This is a genomic window from Endozoicomonas sp. G2_1 (genome assembly GCF_017744155.1).
Classification (GTDB): Bacteria; Pseudomonadota; Gammaproteobacteria; order Enterobacterales; family Alteromonadaceae; genus JAGHQT01.
Map to the genome: position 1 here is coordinate 15,662 of NZ_JAGHQT010000011.1, position 15,628 is coordinate 31,289.

Here is a 15,628-nt window from a genome sequence, read left to right on the forward strand (position 1 = left end):
AGCGGTTTGGCTCCATTAGCGATACGTTAAATACAAGCAAAAAAGCAGAACAACAATAACATGAAGATTATCATTATTGGTGCAGGTCAAGTCGGTGGCACACTAGCGGAAAATTTAGTTGGTGAGAATAACGAAATTACGCTAATTGACACCAACCAAGAAATACTGCGCGAACTGCAAGACAAAATGGATTTACAGGTTGTCCACGGCCACGGTAGTCACCCTGAGGTACTACTGAAAGCAGGTGCCGAAGATGCCGATATGATTGTCGCGGTCACCAATGATGACTCGACCAACATGATTGCTTGTCAAATTAGCTATACCCTGTTCCACACCACGCGCAAGATCGCCCGTATTCGCTCAGAGCAAATCCTAAAATTCGGCGATGAATTGTTCCACAACCAGCATATTCCAGTAGACAACATTATCGCTCCTGAGCATTTAGTGACCCGAGATATCGCCCGTTTAATCGATTACCCGGGCGCATTACAGGTACTTGAATTTGCCGGTGGTAAAGTGAGCTTAGTCGCGGTTAAAGCCTACTACGGCGGCTTACTGGTTGGCCACGCACTGTCGACTTTGCGCGAGCACATCCCGAACGTAGACACCCGCGTAGCGGCAATCTATCGCAACGGTAAGCCGATCAGACCACTGGGGACAACCGTGATCGAGGCCGACGACGAAGTATTCTTTATCGCCGCCAGTAAACACATTCGCGCGGTGATGAACGAGTTGCAAAAACTCGAACCGGCTTATAAACGCATTATGATTGCCGGTGGCGGTAACATAGGCGCCGGGCTTGCCAGTATCCTAGAGCAAGATCACCAAGTGAAACTGATTGAACGCTCACCTAAACGCGCTGAAGAGTTGGCCTCAGAACTCGATAACACGGTGGTATTCACTGGTGATTCGTCGGATCAAGAATTACTCAACGAAGAAAATATTGACCAGTTCGATGTCTTTATCGCCGTCACCAATGACGATGAAGCCAATATTATGTCGTCCTTGCTCGCCAAACGACTTGGCGTGCGCAAAACCATGGTGTTAATTCAGCGCGGTGCCTATATAGACTTAGTTCACGGCAGCACTATCGACATCGCCATTTCACCACAGCACGCGACAATTTCAGCACTACTAACCCATGTCAGACGCGGTGCTATCGACAATGTTTACAGTTTGCGCGGTGGTGCAGCTGAAGCGATAGAAATAGTCGCTAAAGGTGACGAAACTGCATCAAAAGTTGTCGGTCGCACTATAAAATCAATCAAACTGCCGCCGGGTACCACCATAGGTGCGATTGTCCGCGGTGAAGAAGTGTTAATTGCTCACTCCAACACCGTTATTATGGAAGAAGACCACGTTATTATTTTCTTGGTCAACAAACGATACATTTCAGATGTAGAGAAATTGTTCCAAGTCGCGGCCATTTATTTCTAATAAAATCAGTGCATTGCTTTGATAAAGCAATAGTCTTTCGCGCTAACTATTCAATATTCATAATTTGTTACAAGGCAACTTTAGCAGTTGCCGCTAGCAGCCGTTAAACTCTGCCGCTTATCACTATTAATAGCCAAACTCAGCATGCGCATTTCATCACTGATGCGGTTGGGTTAAACTGTTATTGGTCTCAACAAATTAAGTATTCGTGAACAAAACTATGTCTTCAACAAGCACTAAACGCCAATGGTTGGCGCAGCGTCCATATATCCTCGCCATTATTATCAGTCTGCTACTCATTACTTGGATGGCATCTGGCATTATGCAAGCGCAAGAGCTACCGGAAACCGTCGACAAGCAAGAACAAATCATCGCCAAAGTTAAGGTTGAAACCATTCTGGCTGACAACATTAATGACGTTGTTGAGCTATACGGTCGCACCGAGCCTGACCGTGTTACTACCTTAAAAGCCGAAATTAACGGTCGCATTGTTGAGGTACTTGCTCAAAGAGGTGCCCGAGTCAACCAAGGCGACATTATTGCCAAGCTTGGCAAAGACGACTTACCCGACCAGCTTAAACGCGCAAAAGCGCTGTTAAAGCAGCGCGAAATTGAATATCGCGGCGCAAAAAAATTAGCAGCAAAAGGCTTGCAAGGTGAAGTACAACTGGCAACCGCTGTCAGCAACTTAGCAGCAGTAAGAGCAGACATTGCACGCATTGAATTAGCATTAGAAAAAACTGTAATAAAAGCGCCATTTGACGGTGTACTCAATATTCGTCATGTTGAACAAGGTGACTATGTCCAAAGCGGCGACAATATTGCCATGGTGGCAGATCTAGAGCCGTTGATTGTGCGCGCCCATGTGACCGAACAACAAGTCGCCCAATTGTCAGCCGATCAAAAGGCGCAAATTAGAGTGCTCAACCAAGGTACAGTGACAGGTAAAGTGCGCTACATTGCCAGTGTTGCTGACGAAAACACTAATACCTTTCGAGTTGAAGTGGCGATTGCCAACTCCGATTATCAGTTGCTCGCCGGTTTAAGCAGTGAAGTGACCATTCCACTAGAAACGGTTGCAGCAATTAAAGTATCGCCAGCCCTACTCGCCCTCGACGAAAATGGCAATATTGGCGTCAAAACTGTCAAAGACAATATCGTTGTGTTTACGCCAATCAATATGGTTAAAAGCGAAAGTGATGGTATCTGGCTAACCGGTTTAGGCTCTCAGGCTGACATTATTACGTTAGGTCAAGGCTTTGTCCGCGCAGGCGATACTGTTGAGGCGGTTTACGACACTGAACTCAAGTCAGTAAATCAAGACAGTAAATAAGGGTATCGCATGTTAACTATTATTGATGCAGCCCTAACCCGAACGCGTTCGGTGTTAATGGTTTTTATGTTATTACTTATTGCTGGTGGTATTACCTACGCCAATATTCCAAAGGAATCTAACCCCGACATCACAATTCCGATGATCTATGTCTCGATGACTCACGATGGTATTTCGCCGGAAGATGCCGAGCGTATGTTAGTCAGGCCGATGGAAAAAGAACTCAAATCAATTGCCGGCATTAAAGAAATGACCGCCAATGCCGCCGAAGGTCACGCTTCTGTCACCATAGAGTTTGTCGCCGGCTTAGACCCCAAAGAGGCATTGGCTGATGTTCGCGATAAAGTGACCTTAGCAAAAGCCAAACTGCCGTCGGAATCAGAAGAGCCAGAAGTACACGAAATCACTATCGCCAACCAAGTGCCGGTCGTCACGGTAATTTTATCAGGCCCGGTCACTGAACGCGGTTTAATTACCCTTGCACGCTCACTAAAAGACAACATTGAAGGCCTACAAGAAGTACTAGAAGTCGATATTGGCGGTGACCGCGAAGACATGGTTGAAATCATTGTCGACCCATTGCTAATGGAGAGCTACAACCTAGATCAAAACGATATTTTTAATCTGGTGGAACGCAATAACCGCCTAGTGCCCGCAGGTACTATGGATACAGGTAAAGGTCGTTTCGCGATTAAAGTACCGTCTGTTTTTGAAACAGTGCAAGACTTGTTGGAGCTGCCGATTAAAGTCGACGGTGACAAGGTTATTACTTTTGAAGACGTTTCTATTGTTCGTCGCGCCTACAAAGACCCGAGCACATTCGCACGTTTAAATGGCGAACGCTCTATTTCACTTGAAATCAAAAAGCGTTCAGGTGAAAACATTATTAACACGGTTGAAAAAGTTAAAGCGCTCATCGAAGCCGATCGCAAACGCTGGCCAAATCAAATTCAAGTGGATTACGTTGGCGACCAATCAAAAGACGTTAAAGACACTCTGAGCGATCTTCAAAACAACGTATTTTCTGCAGTACTTTTAGTTGTTATTGTCGTAATTGCCGCGCTTGGTTCGCGATCAGCTTTACTGGTTGGTTTAGCTATTCCGGGTGCTTTCTTAACCGGTATTTTAGTACTAGCGATTGCTGGCCTAACGGTAAACATAGTTGTATTGTTTGGCTTGATTATGGCCGTTGGTATGTTGGTTGACGGCGCTATTGTTGTCACGGAATTTGCTGACCGACAATTGCAAGAAGGCAAGCCGCGCAAACAAGCTTATGGTTTAGCCGCTCGTCGTATGGCATGGCCAATTATTGCATCGACCGCGACCACTTTAGCCGCCTTTGCACCTTTGATGTTTTGGCCGGGTATGATGGGCGAGTTTATGAAGTATTTGCCAATCACTCTAATTGCCGTACTTACCGCCTCATTGGCAATGGCTTTAGTTTTTGTGCCAACCATTGGTGGTGCTATCGGTAAGTCTCGCTTGCTGACACCAAAAGCACAGCAACAAATAGAGCAGGCTGAACAAGGCAACTTAGAACAACTGTCCGGCTTTACCGGCAAATACATTCGCCTACTTAAAACGGCTATTAGTCATCCGTGGAAAGTGGTTGCCGGTACTATTGCAATAGCTGTGGCGGTTATTATGCTCTACGGCTCTTCGGGCTTAGGCGCGGTATTTTTTCCAGAAATCGAACCCAACAGCGCCACTATGGTAGTGCGTTCTCACGGTGATTTGTCAATCCGTGAAAAAGACCAAATTATGCGCGATATTGAAAGCCGCGTTTTAGACATGGAAGAAATAGAAACCCTATATACCCGCACGGGTGGCAGCGATATTGTTGGTACCTTTCAAGTCAACTTCACCAACTGGCAATTTCGTCGCCCTGCCAATGAAACCATTGAAGAGATCCATCAACGTACCGATGACTTAGCTGGCGTAGAAATTGAAGTCAGGAAGAACGAAGACGGGCCGCAGAGTGGTAAAGACTTGGTGATTCAACTCAGTGCCAGTAACCCGGATAAACTCGATGACGCGGTTAAGAAAATCCGCCATGCACTCGAAGCTCACGGCACTTTTACCGATTTTGAAGACACCGGCTCAAAACCGGGCATCGAATGGCAGCTAAAGATAGATCGCAACCGCGCGGCAACCTATGGTGCTGATGCAACGTTGGTCGGCTCGACCGTACAAATGGTCACCAACGGCTTAAAGCTTGGTGAGTACCGCCCTGACGACGTCGACGATGAGCTCGATATTCGCGTGCGCTTTCCCGAAGACAAACGCAATATTGGTCGTTTAGACAGCTTACGCCTAAAAACGCCAAATGGCCTAGTACCGGTTGGCAGTTTTGTTGAGCGAGAAGCAGCGCCGAAAGTCGATACCATTCGCCGAGTTGACGGTAAACGCGTGGTGTCAATTCAAGCGAACTTGGTTTCAGGCGCTCAACTGATTAGAGAGCTGCCGCTACTGCAAGCTAAGTTTCCAGAGTTGGGCATCGACCCATCAGTTCAAATTGAAATAAAAGGCCAAAATGAGGACCAAGCAGAATCAGAAGCCTTCTTACTCAATGCTTTTGGTATTGCGCTGTTTGTTATGGCGATTATTCTCGTGACTCAGTTCAACAGTTTTTATCAAGCCTTCTTAATTTTAAGTGCTGTCGTATTCTCTACCGTCGGTGTATTTTTAGCGCTATTTTTGGTGCAAAAACCATTTGGTATCGTGATGGGCGGGATTGGCGTTATTTCACTCGCGGGCATTGTGGTCAATAACAATATCGTCTTGATTGACACTTATAATGTCTTGCGCCGTGAAGGCCTATCGGCAATTGATGCCATCTTGAGAACCGGCGCTCAGCGTTTACGCCCCGTTATGTTAACCACGATTACCACAATACTTGGCTTGATGCCTATGGTCTTGCAAGTTAACCTTAACTTTTTCGAGCGCACAGCCGTTTTTGGCGCGCCATCAACACAATGGTGGACTCAGTTGGCCACCGCAATTGCCGGTGGTTTAACCTTCGCAACCATACTAACGTTAGTGTTAACACCGTGCTTATTGATACTAAGAGATCGTCGCAAAACGCGTAAAAAAGTGATACCAACACCATTGCCACAAACAGCGCGAAAAAAATTAATCGCTTAATTGCATTTAGTTCTTCGCCGCAGGTTATTAAGGAATAAACACCGATGAAACAGTACGAAGCAAATTTTGACGGACTCGTAGGTCCAAGTCACAACTATGCCGGTTTGTCTTTTGGTAATGTTGCCTCCCTCAACAATGCCAATGCGGTCAGCAATCCTAAACAGGCGGCGAAACAAGGCTTGGCCAAAATGAAAGCGCTCGCCGACATGGGCATGTTACAAGGTGTATTGGCACCACAAGAGCGACCTGATGTTAACGCCTTGCGTCGTTTAGGTTTTACCGGTTCTGACAGCCAAGTACTGGAAAGTGCAGCCAAACAAGCACCGGAAGTGTTTTTGAATTGCTGCTCAGCATCGAGTATGTGGACAGCCAATGCGGCGACAGTCTCGCCAAGTGCCGATACCTGTAACGGTAAAATTCACTTTACGCCAGCTAACTTAACCAACAAATTTCACCGTTCGTTAGAGCCCGAGGTTACTGGCCGGATTTTGGCAGCGACCTTTAACAACAGTGACTTCTTTGAGCATCACCTACACTTACCTGAAAACGACCATTTTGGTGATGAAGGGGCCGCTAACCACACTCGTTTATGCGCGGGTTATGGCGAACCAGGACTAGAACTGTTTACTTATGGTCGTTATGCCTTTAACAGCAGTAAACCGGCGCCAACTAAGTTTCCGGCTAGGCAAACCATTGAAGCATCACAGGCGATTGCTCGGTTGCACGGCTTGAATGAGCAAAACACTGTCTTTATGCAGCAAAACCCCGCCGTGATTGACCAAGGGGTTTTTCACAACGATGTTATTGCCGTCGGCAATCGCAATGTTTTGTTTTATCACGAGCAAGCGTTTTTAGACACCCAATCAGTACTCAGTGAAATTGAACAAAAGTTTGCTGCCATTAACAGCAACGAGCAACTGCACTTTATTGAAGTGCCAACGGCGAAAGTATCGATTAATGACGCGGTAAAAACATACTTGTTCAATACTCAAATCATTAACATGCCGAGCGGTGAAATGGCGATTATCGCCCCGACCGAGTGTCAGGAAAATCCAGCGGTGTCTGCTTACTTAGCGGAGTTGGTGACCTTAGGTACACCAATCAAAAAAGTGCATTTTTTCGACGTTAAACAAAGCATGCAAAACGGCGGCGGCCCAGCCTGTTTGCGCTTGCGAGTGGCGTTAAACGAACGCGAAGTTGCAGCAGTTAACCCAAATACTTGGATTAACCAAGGTCAAATTGACCGTTTAAACGCTTGGGTTGATCAGCATTACCGCGACCGCTTGTCTATTGCCGATTTGAGCGACCCAGCATTCTTAGTTGAATCGCGCACCGCTTTAGATGAACTCACCCAAATATTGAACTTGGGCTCGGTTTATCCGTTCCAACGAGTCTAATCGTAAATATTCAAACCATAAAAAAACCGCCGAATGGCGGTTTTTTGTTTTCTAGTATCTGTTGTGATTAAAGGTTAGCGTTTATTTGAACACATCCTCAATCGCAACTGTTTTAAGCTGAGCCGCAGGAATCGTTAGCTTGTAATCTTGAATGATTTTGTCGGTAGCTAATAATTCAGCTGGCTTGTCACTGTTGTACTTAAGCGGTGAGGTTTGTTCTGACAGTAAGCGCTTTTTCATATCATCGGCATCACCTGAAATAAAGACATAGTGAATATCGTCAGTTTGCAAATTGTCTTTAATAACCCGGTTTACATCGGCAAGTGTTAGCTGTTTTAACTGCTTGCGAACATAGTTAACAAAGTCATCAGTTTGATAAAACTTGCTGTCTAATGCATAACCCAACTGCTTATCTTGACTAGCAACTAGTTGTGGCGCGTAGTTAAGCAAGAAATTACGCGTAGCTTCAAAGTCTTTTTCGGTCATGCCCTTGGCAATTAACTGATCCAATTCGTACAAAGCAGCACGAGTAGCAAAGTGCGCATCGTTATTGCTTCTCAATGGACGCAACCACACTTGGAAAATTTGACTTGAGCGCCCTAAGTTAGCGTCTGGCTTAGTTTGGAACATACCGCGAGGAAAGTACTCAATATAAGCATAATCACCGTAGTTCATGCCGCGCGCTTGGCGAATTTGTTGATACAAGTAGCTGTTTGAACTTCTGTGCTCACCAAAGTAAGAACGTACTAACCACAATGCCGCCCAGTCTTTATCACTGCGCACCGTATCGATTGGAAAACCGAAAGACACGGCTGTCGACTGGGCATTTTTCTCAACAATAGTCGCGTGATGACCACTTAACGATGGTGCTTTTGGTAAAACCAAACGCGGCTCATCACCAGCCGGTAACCCAGCTAAATCAGCCATTAAACGCTTTTTGATTTTCTTTGGCATGGCGCCGGTTAAGCCCAAGTTTAACTTAGCTTGGGTTAACTGGGAGTTGTAGAAAGCTTTAACATCGTCAAGCGTCAATGCTTCTAAATCTGATAAATCACCATAGTTATAGCTCTGGTATGGGTGGCCTTGGTAAAGCTCACTGTAAAGTACCTCTTTACCTAACTCTTCATCGTTTGACGACTTTAAGCCCGCTTTAATACTATCGATTAGTTCTTTCTTCAAACGGGCAAAATCATCTTGGCGCCAGCCCGGGTTGAGCAATTGGTCGCTAACCAACTCGTACCAAGCTTCGACGTTATCTTTGTGAACGCGACCGGTAAACGACATCATTTCTTTATCAATTTGCGCTTCAAACTGGCCGGCAATCGGATACAAGCCCTGTTGAATGTCTTGATAGCTTCGCGTTGCTGAGCCACCTTGAGTGAGCATGCTTGCAGTGAGCGCTGCAACACCCTTTTTACCTTGCGGATCAGCGGCTGCACCCGTGTAGAATAAAAAGTTAACGTCGATTAACGGCGAGTCGTTAGTATTGTCTAAAACGGTAAAGTTAGGCTTTGACGAACCGCTGCTTTTAGCTAATTTGTTCGCTTTATTTTTTGCTTTAGCTGTCGATTTAGCCTGAGCAACAGCGTTAGTTAAGCTTACTTCACGATCAAAACCATCAATACTTTCTAATGCTGATAAGGTAACTGTAGTGCGGTTGTTATCTACAAAGTACTTGTTGGCAACCTCGACAATGTCATCACTCGAAATGCCATCAAAACTGTTGTACAAGTAGTTAATCGTTTCTGGATCGCGGTCAAAATGCATGTACTCAGCCAGTGTTTCAGCAATTGCTTGCGATGAATCGAGACTGTTGGCAAAGCTGTATTTTAAGTTTGCTTTTAACTGCGCCAGCTTTTCAGATGATACTTTTTCAGTCAGTACTTTGGCGTAAGTTTGATTGATTGCGTCACGCACTTTAACCAAATCTTTTGCATCGTTTACTTTGACAAAGACGTGACGCAAGCCCGCATCTTTAGTTGCCGGGTTGTAAACAAACATCTGACTGGCCAATTGTTTTTCAACGACAAGATCTTGGTACAGCGCTGAGTTTTCAGAGAAATAAAGTTCAGAAATTAAATCAAGTGCCGCTCTGTCTTTAGCTTTTGGTTGAAAGTCAGTACCTTTGTATGAAACTAATAACCAATGTCCAGGTAAACCGTCAAACTGCTCGTGGTTATAGCGCGGCGCTGTTTGTTTCGGTTCAGGCGTGATATCACTAACGTAGCTGCCCTTCTGCCAATTGCCCCAGTATTTTCTCACCAAATTCATGGTCTCGCTCGGATCGACGTCACCCACAATCACAATTGAAACGTATTCCGGCTTGTAGAATCGCTCAAAAAATTGTTGCCCATAGGCCATTTGCTCTGGCATGGCTTCAATGTCTTTTAAGAAGCCCATGGTTGTGTGTTTATAGGTGTGATTGTCAAAGGCGGTATCGCGCACATTGGCGAGTAGTTTGCGAATAGGGTTGGCGTTGTTTTTTAAGTATTCACCTTTTACGGTTAACGCTTCTGTTCTAAATTGCGCTTCAGAGTACTTTAAGTTTTGAAAGTGATCTGCCTGAATCTCAAGTACTTTTTCCAAATGCTCTTTGGCAAAATCTAAGTGATAGTTGGTGTAATCGTTGGTGGTATATGCGCCGTTATCAACACCGGCATTTTTAAAAATATCTGCGTAAACGTCTTGAGGAAATTTTTCAGAGCCTTTGAACATCATGTGTTCAAAAAAGTGAGCAAAGCCGGTTTTACCTGCTTCAGCTTCATTGCGCGAACCAACAGACACTGGAATTTGTACTGAGACTAAATCAGGGTAATCTGTTTTAACAACTAATACGCGTAAACCATTATCGAACTCTTCTAAAAGGTAATCTTGCGCGAAAACTTTGTTATTTGAGCGACTAGCGACGGAAGAACTTTGGTAGTTATCTTCAATCACTGAATCAGGGGTGATTTCTTCGTTGGTAGAAACACAGGCAGAAAGCGCCAAACTTGCGGAAATAGCCGCTGCTAAATACGTTATTTTCACGTTAATGAACCTTATTATTAACATTGCAGTTGTTGCTATGGTAGGCAAAATAACAAGGTTTTTCACCTATTCTTAACAAATAAAGCGAGAAATACGGTTACTAGTGTGTAACAAATAACGAACAGCGATAGACTTTCGTTTATCAAGACTAAAATTAGTGATATTTTCCAACAAATTCAGCCATAGGCCTGCGCTACCAAGGTGTGCGCTTGACAATCGCTTCGGCTTTATCCAAATAACGTGATAATTTCCCGATTGATTGGTAATCGGCAACAAATGGTCCCCATGATTCAACCAGCGCACTCTGTTTAATATCGTTGCGAACCGGTGACTCAAAATTAATTTCGGCGTAAATTTTTTGCGCCTTGGGCATCAATAAAAATTCGATAAAGGCAATTGCATTAGCTTTGTTTTTAGCAGCACTGGTGAGCGCAGCACCACTAATATTAACATGTGCGCCAACGCTTTTTTGCTCTGGCCAAATAATACCAACATTTTGATAGACAGCTCGATCGGCCTGTTTATCGCTTGCCGACATCATGCCGTAGTAATAACTGTTGGCGATGGCTAAATCACAAACGCCATTATTGATATTTCTGAGTTGATCGCGATCACCACCCTGTGGCCTCATTGCCAAGTTGCCCGCGAGCTTTTGCGCCCAACCCGCAGCCCACTGTTCGCCATACAAGCTAATAAAGCTGGCTAACATTGAGGTGTTATAGACATGACTGCCCTTGCGCACACATATCTTGCCTCGCCACTTTGCGTCAGTTAAATCCTGATAGCGCTTAATATCAGTGTGTTCAACTCGGTCTTTGGCATAAAAAATAGCGCGAGCACGCACCGAAATACCATACCAATAACCATCAGAGTCACGCAGTGTGCTTGGTATCTGACGATTGAGATAGTCGGACTGAATAGGCTGAATCAAACCAAGTTGTTTGGCCTTTTCTAAACGAGCGACATTTGAAGTTAACAGTAAGTCGGCAAAACTATCTTGGCCATCTTCAATCAAGCGCGCTAGCAGCTTATCAGCTTTGCCACTGACCACATTCACCTTAATGCCAGTTTGTTGATAAAACTCATCGATTAATGGTTGAATCAGCTTGGCTTCTCGAAAAGAATAAACATTAACGACTTCTGGCTTGGCAAACACAGGGGTAGCGAGCAGAAAAACTGAAGTAAATAGTGCAAAAAACCACTTAAACGGCATATCAACAACACTCTATTAGATTAAAACTTAAGCAGAAAGAAATACAACACTTAATTGATAATAATTCTTATTTACAATATACCTATTTTCTTCTAAGATGCAATGGTTATCGCAATCAAGGAGCTGAAATGATCTGCCCTGCTTTTGCTCGCATTTATTAGTTAAGTTATCCCGACATATGCCAGCAATTTTATCTCGCTATAAGAGTTTAGTGTTTACTTTTATCGTAGGCATTGCGCTGTCGTGCGCAGCTTTTAGCACCATCAATTTTTACCAACACAAGCAAATTGAGCAGCAGTTCACCGCCACATTTTCCGACAAAGTCACAGGCTTGCGCAAAGCAATTATCGCAATTGAAAAGGTGCTGATCGCAAGCCAACATTTAATTACCATCAGCCCAGACTTAACCCGCCAGCAGTTTAGCCAACTGGTTGATAGTGATCTGCTCGCTAATACCAGTATTCAAGGTATAGAGTGGGCTCCTAAAGTAGCTACAGCAGAGCAATCACAGTTTCGCCAAAATATGCAAGCAAGCGGCATTTTTGACTATCGTTTGCGCTTTAATAAACAGCCATCGAATTGTCATTTATTTGATAACACCCTATTTCCTGTTGCTTACGCAGAACCGGCAGAACGCTTAGGCGATCAACTAGGTATAGTACTGAGCAGTTATTGTGACTTGTCACAGACCATGGCCCTAGCCGATCAAACCAATAAAATAAGCTCGCTTAATTTTGTCAATCAACAACAAGAAGCTGGTGTCCGTTTGTTTTTACCGGTTAAGCCTGAGCAATCACTGCAGGGCTTTATTGTTGGCCATGTGATGATCAATCACCTCATCGATAACCTATGGGCTGACTTAAGGCGCTCTGAGCACTACCAGTTGACCATAAAAGACAATAGCCAAACGGCCTTATACAACTCGTCATGGTTGGCAAATTGTCTATCTGATGACTGTCCACCAGCACCAGCAATATTTACTAAGCAAACTCAAATTCCTTTTACCAACCAACTGTGGACAATTGAATTTACCCAAACTGAACTACAGCTCAGCAATAACTATTACGCCTATATTGCCGCTTTTTTACTGCTGACCATCACTTCAGGTTTAGCTTACTATCTGTATACCTCAATCAATCGCATTGCTTGGGCAAATCAATTAGTAGAGGAGCGCACTGTATCTTTACAACATCAAGCGAGTCACGACCAATTAACGGGTCTCCTTAATAAGAGTACCCTGTTTAATCAACTAGACTTACTCACTAAACATCAAGACAAAACGTTCGAAGCGTTTGGCTTATTGTTTATCGACCTCGACCATTTCAAACGAATCAACGACAGCATGGGCCATGTCATTGGCGATCAACTATTACAACAAGTAGCAGATACCCTAATTAACAACAGCCGCTCTGGTGATGATTTGTTCAGATTTGGTGGTGATGAATTCGTGATTATTTTACAAAAGCTCGCGCACCAAGAAAAAATTAACCATATTGCCCAGCGCTACCTAAAAGCACTACAACAACCTTTTGAAATTGAAGGATATTCATACCGAATCAATGCCAGCATTGGCGCTTCTGTGATAAACACACCAAATAGTACGCCAGAGGAAATTGTCCGCAACGCCGATATCGCCATGTACCAAGCCAAAGATGCTGGTCGTGGGCAAGTGACCTTTTTACATAAGCACATGCATGAACAGATAGTTGCTGAATACAACTTGGTGTTTGATTTAGAGCGCGCGATAAAAGCTCAAGAATTTGAACTGCACTATCAACCTATCGTCAATCATCATTATCAACTGGTTGGTTTTGAGGCATTGGTCAGGTGGCAACACCCTACCCGTGGCTTAGTGATGCCGTTTGACTTTATTCACTTGGCTGAATCAAGTGGTTTAATTCAGCCACTGGGTAAAACCATTGCCAAATTAGCCATTGCTCAACTAGCGATGTGGCGACGCCGATTTAGCGTTGAGCATTGCCCTTACATCAGTATTAATGTTTCAGCAAGACAATTGATTAACGATGATATCATTGACCTAATTGAACAAGAGCTTGGACATTATCAACTATCACCACATTTGTTAGTGGTCGAGCTAACCGAAAGCGCCCTTATCGACAGCAAAAGTAAAGTAAAGGCCCAACTAACCAGACTTAACCAACTCGGTGTAAAGCTCTATTTGGATGACTTTGGCACTGGCTATTCATCACTGTCGATGTTGCAAGACTTCCCAATCGATGTCGTGAAAATTGATCGATCATTTATCTCAGCGTTAGACCAGCCAACAAAGGCAGCACAAGGCTTGGTTAAAGCGATTATTTCAATGGCAAAAGCACTAGATATGGCGGTTGTTGCAGAGGGGATTGAACAGCAGCAAACAATAGACTGGCTAATTGACCATGGTTGTACCGCATTTCAAGGTTACTACTTTGCCAAGCCGTTAGCTCCACTGCAACTACAAACTTATTTAAAAGCCCACAAGAGCGAATCGACTAAAGCCAGTTAATCGCAGCCCGAGTTTAGCTACTTAAGAACGCCAAAACGCTGGCGTAAATAGCACTAAGAGGGTAAATATTTCCAAACGGCCAAATAGCATAGCAACGATTAAGACCCATTTACTAAAGTCACTAATACTCGCAAAATTCGCCGCAACTTCACCTAAACCTGGGCCTAAGTTATTTAAACAAGCAGCAACCGCGGTAAACGCGGTGATATCATCCATGCCCGCGGCTAGTAGCAATAACATACAAACAACAAAAACAGCGGCATAAGCGGAGAAAAAACCCCAAACAGCTTCAACAACGCGATTAGGTAGTGCTTTACGACCGAGTTTTATCGTGAAAATCGCCTTCGGATGAACCAGTTTATTGAGTTCCCGAATACCTTGTAAATACAGTAGAATGACTCGTACAACTTTCATACCGCCACCCGTACTACCGGCACAGCCACCAATAAAGCTTGAGAATATTAGCAATATTGGCAACAAGGTTGGCCAGTCGGCAAAGGATGTTGTCGCAAAACCTGCGGTTGTACTTATCGAGACCGATTGAAATAACGCCTGATCAAGGGCGATACCAGCACTGTTATAGGTGCCGTGCCACATTAAGACAGCAAAACAAATTAACGTGAGTAGTACTTGAATCGCGATAAACACTTTAAACTCTGGGTCGTAAAAATAGCTTTTCAACGATCGACTTTGCACCACAGCGTAGTGCAGAGCAAAGTTAACACCGGCGATAATCAAGAAGAAAACACAAACTAAATTGATGACCGGGCTGTTGAAGTAACCCATGCTGGCGTCATGGGTAGAAAAGCCGCCGATAGCAATCGTCGAGAAGGCATGACAAACGGCGTCAAACACCGACATCCCCGCTAACCAGTAAGCCAATGAACAGAAGATGGTTAACGACAGATAAATGTACCAAAGGTGCTTCGCAGTATCGGCAATGCGCGGGGTCATTTTCGAGTCTTTAACCGGCCCTGGCGTCTCGGCGCGATATAACTGCATACCACCAATACCAAGCATTGGCAGTACCGCAACAGCGAGTACGATGATCCCCATACCGCCCAACCATTGCAATTGCTGACGATACCATAACAGTGCATGTGGCAAGCCATCAATTTGAGTAAGCACCGTCGCACCGGTTGTCGTCAATCCAGAAAATGACTCAAAAAAAGCGTCGGCAGTAGATAAATTGGGTTGTTCCAATAACAACAAAGGCACCGCAGAGAAACTTGCCAATACCGTCCAGAATAACACGACAATTAAAAAGCCTTCGCGCGCGCGCAAGTCCCCTTTTTCATCTCGCTGTGGATACCAAGCGAGCAACCCCATAAACAAGCAAAACAGAAATGATGTTAAAAAAGGCACACCACCGCCATCGCGGTAAACAAGAGAAATAATTGCAGGAGGCAGCATGGTAACACTGAGGAGCATTACCAACAGACCTAAGATCCGAATAATATTTTTGTATTGCACTGTTATTGCACTGTACTGTTATGCTTATCTACGTTTTTCTTTAATAAACAGCAAAGTTAGCAAACACTTACTAACTATAGCGGATTATTTATTAGCGG

General features: G+C 44.4%; 8 protein-coding genes. 5 read left to right on the forward strand and 3 right to left on the reverse strand.

Features of this window, described 5'->3' with window-relative positions:
* The first annotated feature begins 60 nt into the window (after positions 1 to 60).
* The 4 genes from trkA (at position 61) to astB (ending at position 7,311) form a co-directional block, all read left to right on the forward strand.
* A complete protein-coding gene (trkA, locus tag J7384_RS12870; protein WP_209114676.1) occupies positions 61 to 1,437 on the forward strand; it encodes a Trk system potassium transporter TrkA in 1,377 nt (458 codons plus the stop codon).
* A gap of 220 nt (positions 1,438 to 1,657) precedes the next feature.
* Positions 1,658 to 2,770 (forward strand): efflux RND transporter periplasmic adaptor subunit, encoded by a 1,113-nt coding sequence (locus J7384_RS12875; protein ID WP_209114678.1) that lies wholly within the window; start codon positions 1,658 to 1,660, stop codon positions 2,768 to 2,770.
* A 9-nt stretch (positions 2,771 to 2,779) separates the two neighbouring features.
* Positions 2,780 to 5,914 (forward strand): efflux RND transporter permease subunit, encoded by a 3,135-nt coding sequence (locus tag J7384_RS12880; RefSeq protein WP_209114680.1) that lies wholly within the window; start codon positions 2,780 to 2,782, stop codon positions 5,912 to 5,914.
* Positions 5,915 to 5,958: 44 nt separating this feature from the next.
* Positions 5,959 to 7,311: an N-succinylarginine dihydrolase gene (gene astB / locus J7384_RS12885; RefSeq protein ID WP_209114682.1), complete on the forward strand. Its 1,353-nt coding sequence runs from the start codon at positions 5,959 to 5,961 to the stop codon at positions 7,309 to 7,311.
* 81 nt (positions 7,312 to 7,392) lie between these two features.
* Here the strand turns inward: astB and J7384_RS12890 are convergent, their stop codons facing one another.
* Together J7384_RS12890 and J7384_RS12895 are read right to left on the reverse strand one after the other, a co-directional pair.
* Positions 7,393 to 10,338, reverse strand: a complete 2,946-nt coding sequence (locus J7384_RS12890) for a pitrilysin family protein (protein WP_209114684.1) — start codon at positions 10,336 to 10,338, stop codon at positions 7,393 to 7,395.
* Positions 10,339 to 10,531: 193 nt separating this feature from the next.
* The gene (locus J7384_RS12895) at positions 10,532 to 11,551 is read right to left on the reverse strand and encodes an extracellular solute-binding protein (RefSeq protein ID WP_209114686.1); all 1,020 of its coding nucleotides are present in this window, start codon (positions 11,549 to 11,551) and stop codon (positions 10,532 to 10,534) included.
* 178 nt (positions 11,552 to 11,729) lie between these two features.
* On the opposite strand from J7384_RS12895, the gene J7384_RS12900 reads away from it, so the two are divergent.
* Positions 11,730 to 14,057, forward strand: a complete 2,328-nt coding sequence (locus J7384_RS12900; RefSeq protein WP_209114688.1) for an EAL domain-containing protein — start codon at positions 11,730 to 11,732, stop codon at positions 14,055 to 14,057.
* A gap of 21 nt (positions 14,058 to 14,078) precedes the next feature.
* Here the strand turns inward: J7384_RS12900 and J7384_RS12905 are convergent, their stop codons facing one another.
* Positions 14,079 to 15,530 (reverse strand): TrkH family potassium uptake protein, encoded by a 1,452-nt coding sequence (locus J7384_RS12905; RefSeq protein ID WP_209114690.1) that lies wholly within the window; start codon positions 15,528 to 15,530, stop codon positions 14,079 to 14,081.
* Positions 15,531 to 15,628: the final 98 nt, after the last annotated feature.